This window comes from Paenibacillus sp. FSL R7-0128 (assembly GCF_038002245.1).
Lineage (GTDB): Bacteria > Bacillota > Bacilli > Paenibacillales > Paenibacillaceae > Paenibacillus_AQ > Paenibacillus_AQ silagei.
Map to the genome: position 1 here is coordinate 5,601,206 of NZ_JBBOCD010000001.1, position 17,595 is coordinate 5,618,800.

Sequence of the window (17,595 nt, forward strand, 5' to 3'; positions counted from 1 at the left end):
TGTCGAACGTTGAGGAGTTACTGGAATCTCTACTCTCCTTTGGCATCATGGACCGTCCGGGTAGCAATGCTTATTGACGTACTACTGCGTTAAGCTGCACAAGCAGCATGGACAATGCCTCTTCCGTAAGTTCTCCACCTGTAAACGGAATTAATGCCCTCAGAGGCATATACTTCATTGAGGCCTGTATCATCTCCCTAGAAATGGCGTCAGAGGATGCACTTTCGGCACTCTGTGGAGCCAATCCTTGAAGTTGGTCCAAGACTGCTAACGTCTTCGGATTCGAAAGCAATTCACCAAGGGCAGTATTCCGGTCATATGTCGGCACGATCTCCTCTGAAGTGGATACCACATGGAGCTTCGTCTGCAACGAGATGTCCCGCGAAGAGGAGCCTATTAGAATATCGAATTCTCCGCTCTCCACATGCCATGCTGTACGTTCAACACTGTAGTAGGCAAAACTGCGCTTGTCCAAGGTGAACGAAACGGTTGTTTCTTCTCCCGGTTCAAGAGCTACTTTGGCGAAGCCTTTAAGCTCTTTCTCAGGGCGGCTAACCTCAGACTCACAGTCATGAACGTACAACTGCACCACTTCCTTGCCAAAGATAGAACCCGTGTTTTTCACATTTACGGTGACGGTGAGCGTTTCGGTATCCTTAATTTCCGTCTGGCTCACTGTTAAGCCGGAGTATGCAAACCGGGTATAGCTTAAGCCGTAACCGAAAGGAAATAAAGGTTCAATATCCTTCATGTCATAATAGCGATAACCGACATACACCCCTTCCCGGTATTCGACACGGTCTCCATCGCCAGGGAAGAATAAATAGGACGGATTATGCTTCAAGGATTGCGGGAATGTCTCCGCCAGTTTGCCGCTCGGGTTGACATCTCCAAACAGCAGGTCAGCGATGGCTCCACCAGCTCCCTGACCACCCAAATAACCTTCCAGAACAGCCTTCACCTCACCCAACCACGGCATGAGAATAGGTGCTCCGTTGCATAGAACCACCACCACGTTAGGCTGAACTGCAGCAATGGCAGAAATAATCTCCTGCTGATTGACCGGTATATCCAAATGCGAACGGTCATATCCCTCTGATTCATAGCGGTCTGGCAAACCTACTACTAGTACGGCCACATCTGCAGCTTCTGCAGCCTTCACTGCTTCATCCAGCATAGACGGGTTCGCATCATCTGAGCCCTGATCGTAACCCTGCTTAAAAGAGATCGAAGCTTCAGACCCTGCGGATATCGAAATTTGTTCATAAATACTGTCCAACTGTGTCGGTCTGATATGAGAGCTGCCGCCACCTTGATATCTCACCTTCGTAGCCAGATCACCGATAACCGCAATCCGGCCACTTTTTCTCAATGGGAGAACTTGATCCTCATTCTTGAGCAAGACCATTGATTCTCCCGCAACCCTTCTCGCCAGCTTATGATGGGCTGTCCGATCATAACTAGTACCCTCACGCCTGGAATCGGCTGCTTTAAAGATGACATTCAAGAGCCTTTCCACAGCCAGATCAAGCTTCTCTTCTGATAATTCTCCTTGATTTACAGCTTTTATAATTTGCTTAGGTCCTTCTCCGTTAGAAGAAGGCATCTCCAGCTCCATACCGGCTACAATACTTGGCACAATTTCACTAACCGCAGCCCAATCGGAGACCACGATGCCTTCATGTCCCCATTCTTCTTTCAGAATCGTGGTCAGCAAGGTTTCATTTTGGGAGGCATACGTTCCGTTGACCTTGTTATAAGAGGACATCACCGTCCAGGGCTGAGATTGCTTTACCGCCTTTTCAAAACCGGTCAGATAAATTTCTCTTAATGTACGATCGTCGACAATGGCATCTGTTGTCATCCGCCGATGCTCCTGATTATTGACGGCAAAATGCTTCAGGGATGTGCCTACTCCCTGGCCTTGCACTCCTGCAATGTGTGCTGCAGCCAGTTCTCCCGTCAGATAAGGGTCCTCCGAGAAATATTCGAAATTACGTCCGCAGAGTGGGGAACGCTTGATATTGACGGCAGGTCCAAGGACGACCGCTATATCTTCAGCCTGTGCTTCCTTGCCGATGGCTTCACCTACACTCTGTACCAGATCACGATTCCAGGAGCTCGCCAGACCAGCAGCGGAAGGGAAGCAGGTAGACGGCACACTCTCATTAAGTCCCAGATGATCCGGTTCTCCCGCCTGCTTGCGGAGACCATGCGGACCGTCGGTTAATGTAATAGATGGAATGCCCAATCGGTCTACGGCTTTTGTTGACCAGAAGTTGGACCCGGAGCACAGCTCCGCTTTTTCGGTTAGGGTCATGTTACTTACTATCTTTCGAATATCACGTTCCATTAGTCTCTTCACTCCTCAATAATTAGTTAGGATTTTGTCCGGAATATATGATGGATTTGCTGATAATTTTGGCATTTAATTAATTTCTGAACCAGATTAGCATCATCCACTACTCGGACGAGAAGATCATACATAGTAGTCAAATCACCTGCCTCGCCATCTTTTGCGATACACAGCAAACAGATGAATTGTACAGGTTTTGATCCCCAGTTTACTGGCTTTTGCAGTGTACAGATTGCCCAAAAAGTATGTTCAGTTTGAGGTAAAATAGGATGTGGGATAGCTACGCTATTCCCAAATGAAGTTGGTGTCACCTCTTCTCTCTGCACAACAAGATCATAAAAATCCGGTCCAACCAGCCCCTTGTGCTGTAACTGATCACAAAGGAAATGTAAAACCTCTTCGCGGGAATTGAAATCACAGGATATAAATGTTAAATCTTCCTGTAGATACTCCATATTGTTGTCAGAAACACCTGTAATAGCCTGTTCAATCCTCATTAAATCACTATTTCCAAGCAGTGAATTAACATTAATGACCGGAACAGAGATATCAAGAGCTATGGGAACCGTACTGATAATCAAATCAATGTTATCCAGATCCGTGTGAGCCAGCTTATAATATCCGACCGTGTCGACAATATCCAGCCGAACTCCAAATTGAATACGCAATTTATGAAATAATAATCTGGCACTGCCCACACCAGAACTACACACGATGATACAGCGCTTCGGTGGATAAGATTCCCTCCTGCGTTCCATAGCCGCTCCAATGTGCAATGCCAGGTAACCAATCTCATTCTCAGAAACATGACGCCCCATCTTCTGTTGAATAACCATTCCAGCGATTACTCCACCTTGAAATGCTAATGGGTAGGTCGATTGGATGGATTCCAGCATTGGATTACGCAAGCTCATTCCATAGCGAATTCTATTAAGAGCAGGCCGAAGGTGTAGACACAGACTCTTCAGCAGTTCTGGATCACCGCTTATGCCAAGCTTAAGCTTGGACTCGATAGCCTTCATAATATCCATTGCATATTGATAGGTATCTTTATCCACCCAACGAGTAATCTCCCGTTCATCCGTTCCCACTGCGGATAACAGTTTGGTACCAAGCAGGTGCATTGTGATATACGTTATCTCAGTCTCTGGAAATTTTAGAGACAATAACTTTTCAATGTCAGTAACGATGGTTTTGGCAGCCTCGTATTCCTGCTTTTGTTCCATGAAATGATGCTCACCCGGTAATTCAATGATATTATGATCATTTTTAATCCGTTGACAAGCAATGGCAATATGAATAATCAGGTTGTTGAGTCCGGTGTCCGACAACTCTACACCGTAGTTCTGTACGTGCTTTGTGACCGAAGATCGAATGACGGTAAGATCATGTTCTAGAAATGAGAACAAATTAACGTACATAGAATCGGAATGAATGTTCTCGCGGTCGAATAAAAGTTCAGACATTCCAAACCGTATTTTCATTTCATCACCGCGTATTCTTAGCCCGTGATGAGGTTTTGCTTCAACCGTAATATGGTAAAGTTCAAGCTTTTTTTTAACCTCCTTGAGGTCGTTCTGCAAGGTGGATTTGCTAACATACATCATATCTGCCAATTCTTCCGAGCGAATGTACCCATTAGCAGTAAACATCAGATGTATAATTTTGTTAACTCTGTTATCTGGATTTGCATAATTAACGGGCTTCTCATCCCGAAGTTGACCTGCCAACCATTCGCGAAACAGCGAATCATCTTGAATTCGGAGCTGATACCCTATCCCGTGGACTGGCTCAACCTCTGCGCCATGTTGTTTCAAAATACGGTTTAGGGAATGGATATCGCTCCGGGTAGTCCTGGAAGTAACATTATTTCTTTCCGCTAAAAACTTACCATTAAGCGGAGCATCCGCAGCTAGCAGTAGTCGGAGGATCGTCGTTTGCCGTGCATCCATAACTATCCCTCCTTGCAACATATTATCTTGCCTCACTCTTCCCTTAGCCTACCCCGGTTTTACAATTATCGGGACTGGGCGGCATTGTAAAAAAGTAGTGGATCTCTCCTAACTAGAGGCCCACTACTTGATTAAACAATTAAAGTATTTCTCCATTGGATTCAATCACTTGTTTATACCACTCGAAGCTTTTCTTTTTAAATCTTGCCATTGTACCTTGTCCTTGATTATCTTTGTCCACATAGATAAATCCATAACGTTTCTTCATTTCACCCGATGAGGCACTTACAAGATCGATAGGTCCCCATGTCGTATATCCAAGCAGTTCAACTCCATCTGCGATGGCTTCTCTCATTTCCACAATATGCTTGCGTAAATAATCAATTCTATAATCGTCGTTGATTACATTACCTTCTTCTACTTCATCTACTGCACCCAAGCCATTTTCAACAATGAACAGCGGCTTTTGGTAACGGTCATATAAGGTGTTCATTAAAATTCTCAGGCCCTTTGGATCGACCTGCCATCCCCAATCCGAAGATTCCAAATAAGGGTTTTTAACAGCTTGGAGTACGAGATTACCATCAGCTCGATCCAAATCTTCCTTAGATGTGGTAATGACCAAGCTCATATAATAACTGAAGCCGATGAAGTCAACGGTTCCTTCCGACAGTATGCCTAAATCATCCGATTCCATTCTAAGGCTCACATTATTTTCTTTATACGTACGATTCATGTAACTTGGATAATATCCTCTGGCTTGAACGTCACTGTAGAACAGTGAAGCTCTATCGAATTTCATGGATTCAAAGACATCGTCGGGATTGCAGGTGTAGGGATAAGACACCATTCCTGCCAACATGCCTCCGATTTTAGCATCAGGAATAATTTCATGACAAGCCTTAACCGCAAGCGCACTGGCAACCAGCTGATGATGCGCGGCCTGTGCCTTAATCTGTTCCTTATGCTCCCCTTCTGCATAAATGATTCCTGCACCGGCAAAAGGAGCATGTGCTATTACATTGATTTCGTTGAAGGTGATCCAATACTTCACCTTTTTTCCATACCTTCTGAATAAGACTTTGGCATACTTTTCGTAGTAGCCTATAATTGCCCTGTCTCTCCAGCCTCCATATTTGTCAACCAAGCTGAGCGGCATCTCATAATGTGAAATGGTTACAATCGGTTCAATGTTGTACTTTAAGATTTCATCAAATACATCATCATAAAACTTCAGGCCTTCCTCATTAGGCTCGCTCTCATCACCGTTCGGGAAAATTCTTGACCAGGCTACTGACATTCGGAAGCACTTAAAGCCCATCTCAGCAAACAAGGCAATATCCTCTTTATATCGGTGATAGAAATCAATAGCTTCATGATAGGGATATATGTTTCCTTCAACAACGGACAGTTTTTCCGGAATTTTGCCCATAATACCATTCTCCAGTACATCTGCTGTCGACAAGCCTTTCCCGCCTATATTATAGGCACCTTCCGTCTGATTGGCCGATATTGCTCCTCCCCAGAGAAAGTGTTCAGAAAATTTGTTTTTTTCGTTCATTGCAAACACCTCTAACTTCCATTTATTTCTTGTAATCTTCGATTAGCTTTAATGCAAAATCCAAAACCTTCTCACCGTTCATCATGCCATAATCCATAGTGGGGATTACCGCAACAGGTATTCCTACAGAATCACATAGCTTCTTAGAACTTGCTAATTTGAAGCCTATTTGCGGACCTAATAACGCTACGTCCATGTTCTCTAATTGTTTGGACATCTGGCCTTCCGACATCGCTTCAATATTAACTTCCAATCCTTTAGTCGCTGCCGCTGCTCTCATTTTGGTAACCAGCATGCTTGTTGACATCCCTGCCGAGCAAAATAACTTAATAGTTGTCATTAGAACTCTCCTTAATATTTGATAACAATATTGTCCAACAATCCCGAAGGCTGAATTTCTTCACCGTAAGAAAAGTAATCCCTAAGCTGCTTATCCAACGTATTCGTTACATCCACGCATATTGTATTCATTCCTGATTTAAGAATATTGTGGGCTTCAAAATGATAAGGTGGACAGATCCTGGTGCCAATAAATGTGCCGTTTATAGTGACATCAGCTACTTCAAACACTCTTCCCAAGTCCAGAATGGCTGCATTAATATCTTGATCCAATTGGACTTCAGTTTCATATCTGAATGTTCCCGAGAATTTAGGCAAGTACTTGGTTAATGATAAATTCTCCAGCTGCTCCATGGTGAACGCTTCTCTAAAATCAGGATATTCCTGAGCATTTGCAATACTTACCTTATAGGGTGAGTCAACTACCTTCACTTTATGACCAATTATAAATTCTGTACCTACAATACTTGCATCAATCTCTCCCAACACATAGACAAATGATTCGTATGGAGACAATACAAGCGGGAAGCTCTTGCCGTCATACTCCACTTTGGTGATCTTATTATTAAGAACATCAAATTTGTATATGGGCTTATCCGATTCAATCTTAATTGAGGTCTGAATCATATTCAACGGATCCTCATTAAAGAACATTAAATACTCTCCGTCCTCATGGGCAAAAGAAGCAAATCTCAAATAGGGTTCGGAAGTTGCCGCCTCAATATGGTGTAACTGATTGGCTTTCATGTAATGAGACAGCTCATCCAGTTTTACCACTTCCACATGAGACATTTGATTGAGTAAATCTGTATTGCTGCTATTAAATAGTTTGCTAGGCAATGCATCTATGCAGATAATTCTCAGATGAGAATTTGCGGAAGCAATAATGAATTGAGCCAATTCCTCACTGATACATTCACAATAAGGGAGGATTAAGCACTTGTACTCATAGCCATTCACATGCAGATAGTTATCTAATACGGTAAGAAAGCTATCCTTGAATGTAAAGACATCATTAGGTAAAATATGAAAGTCAATCTGCTGCTGGGTCAGTACCCTTGCCGGTTTTTGCGTCAGCATGAAGTCTCCCGTCCATTCAGCCTCCGCATGATAAAGAATGGCCGCAGTCGGTTTTCCTTTCGTTCCGCTGAAGAGTGTGCTCATTTTATTGACATATTTCATTAAATCACCGAAATACCTGAATTGAGGATCATTTCCATTGGCGTAGAAGTGTGGAGGGCAATCCATATCAGGAAATTCTTTCAGTGAGAAGGCATGTGGAACAAAATAACTCACTCCGCGGATTAAGAAATGATCCACGATCCACTTCATCATCTTCACGCCCTCGTACCAGCCGTAAGCGCCAAATACTTCTGCCATCGTTCTGCCTTTCTTCTTGGGATCAATTGCCCCTAGAGATGAGGCCATCTTCACTAAGGCATAATGGAAGAACTCGCTGTCCCACGTACCTCTGAATGTAGGATGTTCACCAGAATCCATTCCCGGAATCAGTTGATTCAGCACAACATCGACGCCCGCCATATCCTGCCCCGCCATCGCTCTGAACAGATGCCCGGCACCCACACCAAGTCTGGCATTGGAATCACGGTCTTCAATAACATGGCCCACATACTCAACATTGCGTTCCCTGCACCAATTCCCCAAGTTATCACTAAAGCACTCTTTGTACAGTGTGGTACAGATATCCATAAAGACATGTCTGATTTCAGGACTGCATGTTTCGTCATACCACAGAGAGGATAACTGCAGCAGGTAATCCTTACCCAATCTTAATTCCAACATTTCTTTAACCTGCCTGCTCCAGGGAAGCGGCATTAATTTACCAATCCTGCTGTCATTCCGTACTCCTTTTTCATTCATAAATCCAGGCTCATCCGAGAAGAATCCCGCAATTGTTCTCCCGAATTCTTCTTTATACCGTTGGTAGTGTGGCTCATATACCGCTTCAATTAATACATCGCAGGATTCTTTGTCCACCATATTAATATAATCCGGATTATAATCCACTTTCCTGGACTCATAGAGTAGATATACTTTCCATGAACCTGCGGGAATATTAAAGTAAATTATCTCATCATCGATTTGATCCTTCAGATCAATGATTTTATCGTCTTGCTTGGCGTAAACAGCGATTAATCGGGCAGTGGGATCGAATATATTGGCTGTCATAACCCCGATGCTATCCTTGGGTCCAAAGACTTCGACAACCCGGTGTGTCAAGAGTGTTTTTAGCCTGTCGGGATACTTCTCCTTAACCAGACCATTCGCATAGCCTGTCGGGAAGTGTGAATCATCCAGTATCCAAATCTTCATATTCAACCGTTTGGCTTCTCTAATGATAATATCCAGATCAGCCCACCATCTGTCACCCATAAAATCCGGATGAGGTCTTGATTCCAGACACACCGCACCAATATGGCTGTCATGAATTTTTTGCATGTAATCCACTAGTACTTCTTCTGACTCTCCATGCATCCAAAAAAATGGGAAAATAAAATTTTCGAATTTATTAGCATAAATATCGCCTATTTTATTCATTTCCCCACCTCCCTCCACTTATCATCACTCACATGTAGACCTTATTGAGCTGCCATCTCAGCAGCGGATTCTTCTTCAACAGCTTTTTTATCCATTATTCTAAAGAACGGATAGTATATGACCAATGACAGCAGGACTCCGAACACCTGGTACAACCCTAACCTCCAGCCTCCATTAAAGAAGCCTTGAAGCACTAATGGTGTGCCCATGGGCGCCCCGATTCCATTCGAAATTGGCAATATTCCGATCGTAACTAAAATGTATGCCAGCCCGATTAGCAATACAGGAGTAAATACAAATGGAATAAACAGTAACGGGTTCAACATTACAGGAAGCCCGAAGATAACAGGTTCATTTATATTAAAGAGAGAAGGAATGAGCGCCATTTTGCCAAATACTTTATATTGCTTTGATTTAGCTTTAAAGGTCAGCCAAATCACTAAACCTATAGTTGAACCGGCACCACCGATAGTAGCCACTGCACTTACCCAGTTAAGAGTCACAATATTGGGCAAATCCGCATTGGCCATGCCTGCAGCAACACCAACCATATTCTCGGCATCAAGTGCCGCCCAGATAGGAATCACCACTGACATCACTGCCATGCCATGAACCCCGAAGAACCAGCACAACCCAATCAATACATACACCAGCAATGCAGCCCAGATACTGGATCCAAGACCTGTAAGAGGAATTTGAATCAGTTTATAAATGATTTGATGCATGTCCCCGAAGCTGGTTAAGGATAGCAGATAAGAAATAGCGGCAAAAAGGATGCCAATAACAATACCCGGAATAATGCTTACAAAGGATTTGGATACAAATTCCGGAACCCCTTCAGGCATTTTAATCGTTATATTCCGGTTAATAATCAATACATACAATTTGGAAACTACAATAGCGACGATCATTGCGGTGAATAAGCCCTTTGGCCCTATCCAATCCAACGGCAAATTCGTAACTGCCATGTAGCCCTCTCCTGCGACTGTCAATGGAGTAACGATAAAAAAGCACATGAGGCTGATTGCACCTGCTGAGAATCCATCTTTATCTTCATTTGAGACATAGGAATAAGCAATGGAAAATGCTGCGTATACCCCCAGCATATTTGTTGTAACGTTGAGCAGAGTGTTAAATACTCCTTTTAAATTAGAAGACACTAAAAAGTTCTGATAAGCATCGAATGGCAAACTGCTCAATATCGTTGAAAAAGCACCCATCATCATGATTACCATCAAACCCATAAGACCTTTAGAAACCGATTGCAAAGCTTTGTTCGAAGATAATTTCGCTGCAAGCGGAACGACCATTTTCTGTAATATCCCTAAAAATCCGTTCATACCTGACCCCCCATTAAAATGTTTAGGGAGCCTTTAGCTATCGCATAAGGCTAACCCCGAATGATCCTGACTATCTATTTCTTGTTAACCTCATACAATTCAATAAATTCTGCAGCCAGATCTTTGACAGTCATAGCATTCATCAGATGGTCCTGGGCATGTATCATTAGAATCGTGATCTCCTGCTTACTTCCTCCTGCTTCCTCCTGAATTAGACCCGTTTGAATTTTATGAGCCATTCGCAAAACATCCGAAGCTTCCTGCAGCATTTTTTTGGCCGCAATAAAATCATTAGTTTTCGCCACTTGAATCGCTTCCATCGCTTTACTTCTAGCTTCTCCAGAATTGGCAATCAGCGTCATAATCTTCTCCACGTATTCCATTCCATCACCTCTGCGTTTTTTCTCTCTTATCTGTCTTGCTGTCCTTGTTACAAGGTAAGTATAATTTGATATCGCTTTCAATTGAACCCATTCTTTTTCACCAACCTGGGGGAAAAAGAATGGCATTGCTTTGATTCCCCGTTTGCAACTCTGCACGAACCTTGAAAAATACATGCTTGACCTAGCTAAGCAACACACTCTATCAAATCCGCCATCAATGAAAACGTTATTCTTTATAGAGTATACAACGTGGATTTAGCCAGTATAGATAACTTATGGTTGAACACAAAGTACTTTATAAATGAAGGAAATGAGGAAGTGAAAAGGAATATAGAGAGGCTATATCATGGCAGAAAAAAGAGTATCTGAAATCATAGAGATTTGGAAGGAGCTATTTTCAGAGGAGGTATCTATATTCAAATATGGGTTTCGCTTGGGAGTAGGCATCATGGTAGAGGTGTTAACCGGGGAAGAAGTGCTAGCCAGTGAATTGAGTATCTTTCCTGACAAAACTCAGTAATTAACAGGATAAATCCTGTGCACTAAATAAGTGTTCTACATATACTTTTGAAAGTAATCCAAATAAAAAAACCTTGATTTCTCAAGGTTTTCATTCTAGTGCCGAGGACGGGGGTCGAACCCGTACGAAGGTCACCCTTCGCAGGATTTTAAGTCCTGTGCGTCTGCCTGTTCCGCCACCCCGGCATGTTATGATGCGCGAACTAACGCGACAAGAAATATAATATCATGTATCCGGGGGATACGCAATTCCTTTTTTTAATATTGCTGCAGACGCAGCAAACAGCCCGCTCAGCCGAGACTGACGCGGGCCTTTTGCTCGTCTTACCGAATCGGATCTGATCAGATCCGATCTGCCCTGCGCTGCTCGGACTAGTGGCGGTCACGCTCACCAGTTCTGCTGCGCATGCCGGCCAGACCCAGGAGCCCTAGGAGACCAAGCCAGCCCCAGTTGGAGCGGTTGTCGTTGTTGGTGCCTGTGGTGGTCGTGCTCTGTGCCCGGTAGCGGCCCGTTGTGTTATTGTTGGACAGCGGGGAGACGGAGCTGTTGTCGCCGGTACGGATTTTGTCCTTCATGATGGATTCGGTCTTGTGCATCGAATCTCTGGTCTCATTCATCATGGTGTTGCCCCGGCTGTCCATCATACGGTCATCCAGATTGCCCATATTCCCCATGTTGCCCATCCGGCCGTCAGTCGTTGTGCTGTGCATGCCCGGAGCGGTGGTGCTCATAACGCCAGGAGTCGTAGTTGTCATACCGCCCGGCGCTGCTGCGGAGATGTCACCTGCTCCGAGCAGACTCATGGACAGGACCGTACCGCAGGCAAGACTTGTGATCAGCTTGTTCAAAATGTTGTGCCCCCTTCATGGATGTGGTTAATCGCTGATAATTTCCCCATCCGGGACAGCATCTATGCAGAGAAGTTATTCCTTCACAATGTTCACGGTCTTGCTGGACGCATTATACGTGACCTTGGCTCCAAGTGCTTCCGCAATCGCTCGTACAGGCGCATAGGTTACTGCCTCGTCCATGACGCCGGTCGTCAGCTTCTTTCCATTGAGCGTAATATTTACCGGGATATCCTTGTTCACCTCTGGCTCACCTCCGGTTATACGGCTTAGTGCGGCTGCACTCTGCTGGGCAGTGGGCCGTCGGCCTGCCTTCAGGTCCTGGATGCTAAGGCCGAAGCTCATCTGCAGATGAGCGTAATCCTTGAAGGAGGTCCAGTCCCCGCCCCATTCGAATCCCAGCTTCTTCCCCTCCTGCACCACCTCTTGCCAGTCTGCCACCTTGTCGCCATCCCCGTCACGTTTCATATCCCAGGACACATTCCTGCCATCCGGCAGGAGCAGCGCAAAGTCTATTGCCAGTCCGTAATTATGGTAGCTGCCGCCTCCCCGGGCATTGGTTACAATGTCGCCCTTCTTGGTTCGCCCTTGAGCATATAGCTCATTCTGCTGCGCTATCGTGCGCATGCCCTGCGTAATGAGGATCGGTACCCCCCGGTTATAGCTCCGTCTAATCAGCTCGTTCGCCCCGGCCAGTACGGCCGGATGCAGCTTCGCCAGCCTTGCGGCGGACTTCTGCTTGACCTGCTCCAAAGTAAGCATCTACTCACCCCCTGGTATAGTAAATGCCCGCTTAGGCCGGATTGCTTGCACCAATGACCGTTTTTTTCACAAAATAAGCTGTGCAGCGTCCTATCTCCCCGGATGAACTGTGCGCCTACAGGCCAGAATAAGAAGACAGACCGTAAGTCAGGTCATTCAAACGAAAAGGGGGATGAACATGGAGATACACAGCGACAGCTACAGAATAGCCCCGCTTAGCGATCAGGAGGATGTGGTGGAGGTAATCCGCCAGGCGGAATCGGAGATTGCCCGGATGACCGGGAACCCGGAAGTCACGCTGATTGCCTATGAGAAGACGGATGGACACCGCAGCAAGTAAATGAAGCGTGCCCGTGCTGATCCCAGGCAAAGAGCTTACCTTTTAGACAATGTAAGCCTCCACAATGTCATCTACAAGCAGCCACTTCCATTCCTCCGCCCACTGCAGCTTGAATTCACGCGAGTGGGTGTGAATGGAGGTCACGAACCCGCTCAGCTTCACCTGCTCCTGAGGATCATACAGCACCAGCGTTACCCGCACATGACTCCGCAGCGATAAGGCCAGCGTATGCTCAATCTCTTCCAGCTTCTGCTCATCCAGCACCGGCCTCAGGCTATGCCAGGTCTCCCGTTCGTCCCTCCTGATCCCGCCCTTATGCTCCGTCAACATGATTCGGCTGCTCTCCCGCAGACCGCCCGCTTCAAGCTTCTTGCCCATTGCTATTCCCCCACTCTGATGTTTATAACCCGGACTACATCATCTTTCCGCTCATAAACCGAACGTATGTTTGTATTATATCCGCGATTCAGCTTGTTAAGCAAGCAGAAATTAATGTCAGGCCAAGGACGCAGAAGGAGGGCTTTAACTGATCATTACAAAGGGTTGAACTAGCACCACACCTGCATTGAAACAGCCATACTGTGGTTCTAGTAATTTCGCTAATCTGATGCCATCATTAGGGTAATAGGGTAGAAAGGACGGAGATGATATTTATGATTAGAGCTGCAAATGTGGAGGATCGAGAGGATATTTCCAGACTATTAACGCAATTAGGTTACCCGGATACCGGGCTTTATATGAAAGAGAATATAGAAAGACTTCTTGCTGACCCCAATGAGGAGTTAATGGTCTATGAAGCGGAAGGAGGTGTTATCGCCTGTCTTTCCCTGCATTATATCCCGCAGCTGGGCATGAGAGGAGATATCGCCTCCATTAGTTATCTGGTTGTAGACTCCTCAGCTAGAAGTAAGGGAATTGGACAGGAATTAGTGGAATCCGCATCAGCTTCCGCCCGCCGAAGAGGATGTGCCAGTATCCAGGTTCATTGCCATGCCAGAAGAATAGCGGCTCATACATTTTATGAAAGACAAGGTTTCAGGGAAGCCCCTAAGTACTTCTCAAAAAGATTGGACCAATAATTCAATCGGCAGCAAAAAGACGCCTACAGTAATGCTGTACAGCGTCTTCATCTGAATCCTTTGGCGTATAACAAGTCTTGTCTCTGCTTATTTCACTGACGAAGTCCCTGCGCTTCCAGCACCCGGTTCCTGCTTGGCATCTGTGCCTGCATCTGATACGGTTCCCGGTACGGCTTGCTCCGGTTCAATCAATCCGGCGGCTTCTCTGGCTTCATTCAGCTTGGAGATGCCGTAGAGCATCGCTATGTCCGCCTGCTCATTCATCGTGTTGAATTCCTCAGCGGTCACATCTGGCGATACTGCGCCCTTGGAAGCCTTCTCCTTGATCTGATAGGCACTCTGGAAAGCGATCACCGAATCTCTAAGCAGCTTCTCGATCGTATCCGGCAGGCCACCCGCAATCTTGATATCGTTCACATGATCTGCAAGCTGAGATGCGGTATCCTGGAAGCTGTCCACAGCCTTCTCGAATTCTTTGTCTGTCGCTTGTCCGGTGGAATAAGAGGTTAGCGTGGTGTTGAAGTTCTCTAGCGAGGATTTGCCCATTTCATCGAATTTCGACATTTCATTGTAAAAGTTCTGTACCGTCTCCTGTACCTCTTCCGGGGACGCCGGTTCAGCACTGTTATTGCCGCAGGCACTGAGTATCATGACGGCCACTAGCAGTCCTGCAAGTAAAGCTTGTCTCATAGTTAATATCCCTCCACTTAACAGAATAATATCGATTTTTGTTAAGTGCAAATGAAATTAATGTAAAATTCGGCGCAATGAAACATATGTCAGCAGTTAAGCGTATTCATAGGGAGAACCGGCGGTCCATAACCCGTTGATGACTGGCAATTCCTGTTATACTATAATGAATTCATCTGTTCAAGGAGAGGAAGATTATCATGGCTTATTGCACAGCATGTGGTGCGGAATACAAGGAAGGTGCCAAATTCTGCGGGGAATGCGGGGCAGGTACAGAAGAGGCCGGTTCTCCGGCAGCAGCACGCCGTCCGGCGGCTGGCCATAGCTCCGGTCCCGAAAAAGAATTATGGCAGGGCAAGCCTGCCGGCATCTCCGACCGTCTCAAGGGGCTGATCGGACTGAATACCACCAAGTATACGATTACGTCCCAGCGGATTATGGTGAAAAGCGGACTGATCGGCAAGGATGTCGAAGAAATCGAGCTGTTGCGGGTCAATGATTTCTCTGTCACTCAGTCGATTATGCAGCGTATGCTGGGCATCGGGACGCTGATCATTTTGTCGGATGATGCTTCATCTCCACAGCTCCCCTTCTATAGAATCCGTAAGGTTCAAGCTGTCAAGGATATCCTGCGCCAAGCCGTCCGTGACGAGAAAATCGCCAACAACATCAGCTACCGCGAGCATATCTGACGCTTCGTTACACTTGGTTATGGAAGGTAGAGGGCTCCTGCCGGAATTACGCCTTTGGCCTGGCTGGGGCTCTCCCACATCAGTACCGCCCGCGCATCCCCCTGGTTCTCATAGTACTCCACCTTCAGCTCATGCAGCTTCCCTGCAATCAGACTCACTGTGCCTTGCCGCTCCTGCCCGCTCTGCTTCATCCAGCTGTCAATAATCAGCTTCCCGTCGATCCATATCCGGATTCCGTCATCTGAATACGAGTAGATCGTATAGGTCTCACTGTAGGCAGCGCTTATTCGACCGCTCCAGCGTACGGAGAACAGATCTGCGTGAACGGCCGGATCAGGCGCCGCCTGCCTCCAGACGAAGTTAATATTGGCATCTGTCCGGGTGAGGGCAGGCGTGCCGCTAAGTGTAATATTGTTATAATACTGCCCATAGAGGCCCGGCTTAGGGAGTACCCCTCCTGAAGAAGCATACGCCGCCGCCTTGGCCGAATAATCATCTCTGGAGAACACGGCACTATTCTTCATAAAAGCCTGAATTACTGCATCCTTATTGCGCTCGTACAGCATCTTGCCCCAGGTCATCTGGTAGCTCCATTTGTTCTGCGTGCCTGCCAGCACAGCTGGCGGAGGAAGCTCCCCGTTCTCGCCGATGGCGATCAGCTTGCCGCGCCCCAGGTCCCACAGCGTATCATGATGGCTTACCTTGTAATCCCCCTCGAAAATATCTGCTGCCAGCACATCCACTCTGCCGCTGCCCGGATAATACTTCGCCGGCTCCTCACTATTCTTGTTCTTGGCATTCGGACTCCATACCCACAGCAGATTGTGCAGCTGATGATAGACGGTGTACCGCTGGAACATGATCTCCCAGAGGGTCACGAAGGAGGATTTCTGGCCCCACCAGAACCAGCCGCCGTTCATCTCGTGGTAAGGTCTCCAGAGTACGGGGACACCGGCGTCATCCAGCTTTTTCAGGAAAACAGCTACCTTATCGAGCTCCGCAATCATTGCCGTATACTCTGGCGTTCCCGCTGTGATGTACTTGCTGAAATTAGCTTCGCTGAGGCTCATGGAGACATTCGTCCAGGCCGGAGCACTGCCCGGCAAGTTGGCATGATAGGTCATCGCTACGATTCCCCCGGCCTTATGCCAGCGGATCGCACTGTCGGTTACTCCCTGCCGCTGGCTGCTGATAAGCTTCTCCGTCTGGCCGCTGATCGGCCCCATCTCATAACCGTGTAGTCCGGCGTAGCTGCCAGCGGTATTCTTCAGCTTGTTGTTGATATCATCCGGGCTCTCCAGGTAATCATGCTGACCGCTGATCATTCCCTGGCCCTGCAGCCAGTACAGCGTCTCCAGCAGCTTCCGTGCAGGCGCCCCCAGCTCCGCGTCAGCGGGAGACATCTGTATTTTGCGAAAAGCCGCTTGCCACTGCACATCACCTATCAGCCGCGAGGCTGAATCCAGCAGGTCCCTGAGGTTGCGCTGTTCCACATTTTCCACCATCCTTTTCCTTGTGTTTGTACATATTATGACGAATTGTGGAACTTCAGCACGGCAAATGCACAGAATTCGGACTGTCGCAATCCGGTATTCTTACGCTATACTATTCAGGGCATAGGCATTATACCCATACCCACTTACAAAGGAGCAGATATGAAAGCCAAAAAGTCCATCATCAGTCTCATCATTATCGCCCTGCTCAGTCTTGCCGCCTACCTGCTGGAGGAGAACGGGCAATGGCTGCCGCAGACCCCTTCTGCGAATCCTTCGGAGGTCGTGAAGCTGAAGTTCCCGGCAGACCGCTACCCGGAGACCGCGAGGCACATCCAGAAGGCCATCCGTAAGGGAGAGTCGGCCATCTGCACGATCAACCGCAAGGAGGCGGAGGAGAACCGCAAGGCGTCTCTGAAGGGAGTCCCCACGAAGAAAGGCTATGACCGGGATGAATGGCCGATGGCCATGTGTGATGAAGGCGGAGCCGGGGCGCATATTGAGTACATAACACCCAGTGATAACCGCGGAGCGGGAAGCTGGGTCGGCAATCAGCTGGAGGCGTTCGCAGACGGTACGCGTGTGGAGTTTATTTTCAAATAGGCCGGCCTGTGGGGGATGTTGTTCAATTTCACTGCGATAAAGCGTAGAATGAAATGGGATAATATAACTTAGATGGAG

At 46.7% G+C, this 17,595-nt stretch carries 17 protein-coding genes and 1 tRNA gene; 5 read left to right on the forward strand and 13 right to left on the reverse strand.

Annotation, left to right across the window (positions count from 1 at the left end):
* Positions 1-70: 70 nt before the first annotated feature.
* The 7 genes from NST26_RS23535 to NST26_RS23565 all read right to left on the reverse strand — a co-directional run bounded on the left by NST26_RS23535 (position 71) and on the right by NST26_RS23565 (position 10,490).
* Positions 71-2,353, reverse strand: a complete 2,283-nt coding sequence (locus NST26_RS23535) for a glycoside hydrolase family 3 C-terminal domain-containing protein (protein ID WP_340979869.1) — start codon at positions 2,351-2,353, stop codon at positions 71-73.
* 26 nt (positions 2,354-2,379) lie between these two features.
* A complete protein-coding gene (locus NST26_RS23540; protein ID WP_340979870.1) occupies positions 2,380-4,308 on the reverse strand; it encodes a BglG family transcription antiterminator in 1,929 nt (642 codons plus the stop codon).
* 139 nt (positions 4,309-4,447) lie between these two features.
* The gene (locus tag NST26_RS23545) at positions 4,448-5,869 is read right to left on the reverse strand and encodes a 6-phospho-beta-glucosidase (RefSeq protein ID WP_340979871.1); all 1,422 of its coding nucleotides are present in this window, start codon (positions 5,867-5,869) and stop codon (positions 4,448-4,450) included.
* A 22-nt stretch (positions 5,870-5,891) separates the two neighbouring features.
* On the reverse strand, positions 5,892-6,209 hold the full coding sequence (locus NST26_RS23550; RefSeq protein ID WP_076076075.1) for a PTS sugar transporter subunit IIB: 318 nt from the start codon (positions 6,207-6,209) through the stop codon (positions 5,892-5,894).
* A gap of 11 nt (positions 6,210-6,220) precedes the next feature.
* Positions 6,221-8,767, reverse strand: coding sequence for a hypothetical protein (locus NST26_RS23555; RefSeq protein WP_340979872.1), 2,547 nt, complete (start codon positions 8,765-8,767; stop codon positions 6,221-6,223).
* 41 nt (positions 8,768-8,808) lie between these two features.
* A complete protein-coding gene (locus NST26_RS23560) occupies positions 8,809-10,107 on the reverse strand; it encodes a PTS sugar transporter subunit IIC (protein ID WP_036724179.1) in 1,299 nt (432 codons plus the stop codon).
* Between the two features lie 74 nt (positions 10,108-10,181).
* Positions 10,182-10,490, reverse strand: a complete 309-nt coding sequence (locus NST26_RS23565; RefSeq protein WP_036724220.1) for a PTS lactose/cellobiose transporter subunit IIA — start codon at positions 10,488-10,490, stop codon at positions 10,182-10,184.
* A gap of 346 nt (positions 10,491-10,836) precedes the next feature.
* Here NST26_RS23565 and NST26_RS23570 point away from each other — a divergent pair, with 346 nt between their 5' ends.
* A complete protein-coding gene (locus NST26_RS23570; protein WP_340979874.1) occupies positions 10,837-11,010 on the forward strand; it encodes a hypothetical protein in 174 nt (57 codons plus the stop codon).
* Between the two features lie 99 nt (positions 11,011-11,109).
* Here the strand turns inward: NST26_RS23570 and NST26_RS23575 are convergent.
* The 3 genes from NST26_RS23575 to NST26_RS23585 form a co-directional block, all read right to left on the reverse strand.
* A tRNA-Leu gene (locus NST26_RS23575) sits at positions 11,110-11,195 on the reverse strand.
* Between the two features lie 186 nt (positions 11,196-11,381).
* Positions 11,382-11,858 carry a WGxxGxxG family protein gene (locus NST26_RS23580; RefSeq protein ID WP_051477936.1) on the reverse strand — a complete coding sequence of 159 codons (477 nt, stop codon included), beginning with the start codon at positions 11,856-11,858 and terminating at the stop codon, positions 11,382-11,384.
* Positions 11,859-11,933: 75 nt separating this feature from the next.
* Positions 11,934-12,620, reverse strand: coding sequence for a M15 family metallopeptidase (locus NST26_RS23585; protein WP_340979875.1), 687 nt, complete (start codon positions 12,618-12,620; stop codon positions 11,934-11,936).
* A 178-nt stretch (positions 12,621-12,798) separates the two neighbouring features.
* Here NST26_RS23585 and NST26_RS23590 point away from each other — a divergent pair, with 178 nt between their 5' ends.
* The gene (locus NST26_RS23590) at positions 12,799-12,960 is read left to right on the forward strand and encodes a hypothetical protein (protein WP_200869526.1); all 162 of its coding nucleotides are present in this window, start codon (positions 12,799-12,801) and stop codon (positions 12,958-12,960) included.
* 42 nt (positions 12,961-13,002) lie between these two features.
* Here the strand turns inward: NST26_RS23590 and NST26_RS23595 are convergent, their stop codons facing one another.
* Positions 13,003-13,338: a YolD-like family protein gene (locus tag NST26_RS23595; protein ID WP_036724184.1), complete on the reverse strand. Its 336-nt coding sequence runs from the start codon at positions 13,336-13,338 to the stop codon at positions 13,003-13,005.
* Positions 13,339-13,613: 275 nt separating this feature from the next.
* Between NST26_RS23595 and NST26_RS23600 the strand changes: the two genes are divergently transcribed.
* Positions 13,614-14,039 carry a GNAT family N-acetyltransferase gene (locus NST26_RS23600; RefSeq protein ID WP_340979877.1) on the forward strand — a complete coding sequence of 142 codons (426 nt, stop codon included), beginning with the start codon at positions 13,614-13,616 and terminating at the stop codon, positions 14,037-14,039.
* A gap of 87 nt (positions 14,040-14,126) precedes the next feature.
* On the opposite strand, the gene NST26_RS23605 is transcribed toward NST26_RS23600, so the two are convergent.
* Positions 14,127-14,729 carry a hypothetical protein gene (locus tag NST26_RS23605; protein WP_036724189.1) on the reverse strand — a complete coding sequence of 201 codons (603 nt, stop codon included), beginning with the start codon at positions 14,727-14,729 and terminating at the stop codon, positions 14,127-14,129.
* Between the two features lie 200 nt (positions 14,730-14,929).
* Here NST26_RS23605 and NST26_RS23610 point away from each other — a divergent pair, with 200 nt between their 5' ends.
* Complete coding sequence (locus NST26_RS23610; protein ID WP_340979878.1) at positions 14,930-15,421, forward strand: PH domain-containing protein; 492 nt, start codon at positions 14,930-14,932, stop codon at positions 15,419-15,421.
* Positions 15,422-15,438: 17 nt separating this feature from the next.
* On the opposite strand, the gene NST26_RS23615 is transcribed toward NST26_RS23610, so the two are convergent.
* Positions 15,439-16,914: a glycosyl hydrolase gene (locus tag NST26_RS23615; RefSeq protein WP_340979879.1), complete on the reverse strand. Its 1,476-nt coding sequence runs from the start codon at positions 16,912-16,914 to the stop codon at positions 15,439-15,441.
* 162 nt (positions 16,915-17,076) lie between these two features.
* Here NST26_RS23615 and NST26_RS23620 point away from each other — a divergent pair, with 162 nt between their 5' ends.
* Positions 17,077-17,517 carry a NucA/NucB deoxyribonuclease domain-containing protein gene (locus NST26_RS23620; protein WP_209871837.1) on the forward strand — a complete coding sequence of 147 codons (441 nt, stop codon included), beginning with the start codon at positions 17,077-17,079 and terminating at the stop codon, positions 17,515-17,517.
* Positions 17,518-17,595 lie beyond the last annotated feature (78 nt).

Coding starts and splice junctions, on each gene's coding strand:
- NST26_RS23570 (WP_340979874.1), top strand. CDS start 10,837: ATGGCAGAAAAAAGAGTATCTGAAATCATAGAGATTTGGAAGGAGCTA.
- NST26_RS23540 (WP_340979870.1), bottom strand. CDS start 4,308: ATGGATGCACGGCAAACGACGATCCTCCGACTACTGCTAGCTGCGGAT.
- NST26_RS23555 (WP_340979872.1), bottom strand. CDS start 8,767: ATGAATAAAATAGGCGATATTTATGCTAATAAATTCGAAAATTTTATT.
- NST26_RS23545 (WP_340979871.1), bottom strand. CDS start 5,869: ATGAACGAAAAAAACAAATTTTCTGAACACTTTCTCTGGGGAGGAGCA.
- NST26_RS23585 (WP_340979875.1), bottom strand. CDS start 12,620: ATGCTTACTTTGGAGCAGGTCAAGCAGAAGTCCGCCGCAAGGCTGGCG.
- NST26_RS23595 (WP_036724184.1), bottom strand. CDS start 13,338: ATGGGCAAGAAGCTTGAAGCGGGCGGTCTGCGGGAGAGCAGCCGAATC.
- NST26_RS23620 (WP_209871837.1), top strand. CDS start 17,077: ATGAAAGCCAAAAAGTCCATCATCAGTCTCATCATTATCGCCCTGCTC.
- NST26_RS23565 (WP_036724220.1), bottom strand. CDS start 10,490: ATGGAATACGTGGAGAAGATTATGACGCTGATTGCCAATTCTGGAGAA.
- NST26_RS23605 (WP_036724189.1), bottom strand. CDS start 14,729: ATGAGACAAGCTTTACTTGCAGGACTGCTAGTGGCCGTCATGATACTC.
- NST26_RS23610 (WP_340979878.1), top strand. CDS start 14,930: ATGGCTTATTGCACAGCATGTGGTGCGGAATACAAGGAAGGTGCCAAA.
- NST26_RS23590 (WP_200869526.1), top strand. CDS start 12,799: ATGGAGATACACAGCGACAGCTACAGAATAGCCCCGCTTAGCGATCAG.
- NST26_RS23560 (WP_036724179.1), bottom strand. CDS start 10,107: ATGAACGGATTTTTAGGGATATTACAGAAAATGGTCGTTCCGCTTGCA.
- NST26_RS23600 (WP_340979877.1), top strand. CDS start 13,614: ATGATTAGAGCTGCAAATGTGGAGGATCGAGAGGATATTTCCAGACTA.
- NST26_RS23535 (WP_340979869.1), bottom strand. CDS start 2,353: ATGGAACGTGATATTCGAAAGATAGTAAGTAACATGACCCTAACCGAA.
- NST26_RS23550 (WP_076076075.1), bottom strand. CDS start 6,209: ATGACAACTATTAAGTTATTTTGCTCGGCAGGGATGTCAACAAGCATG.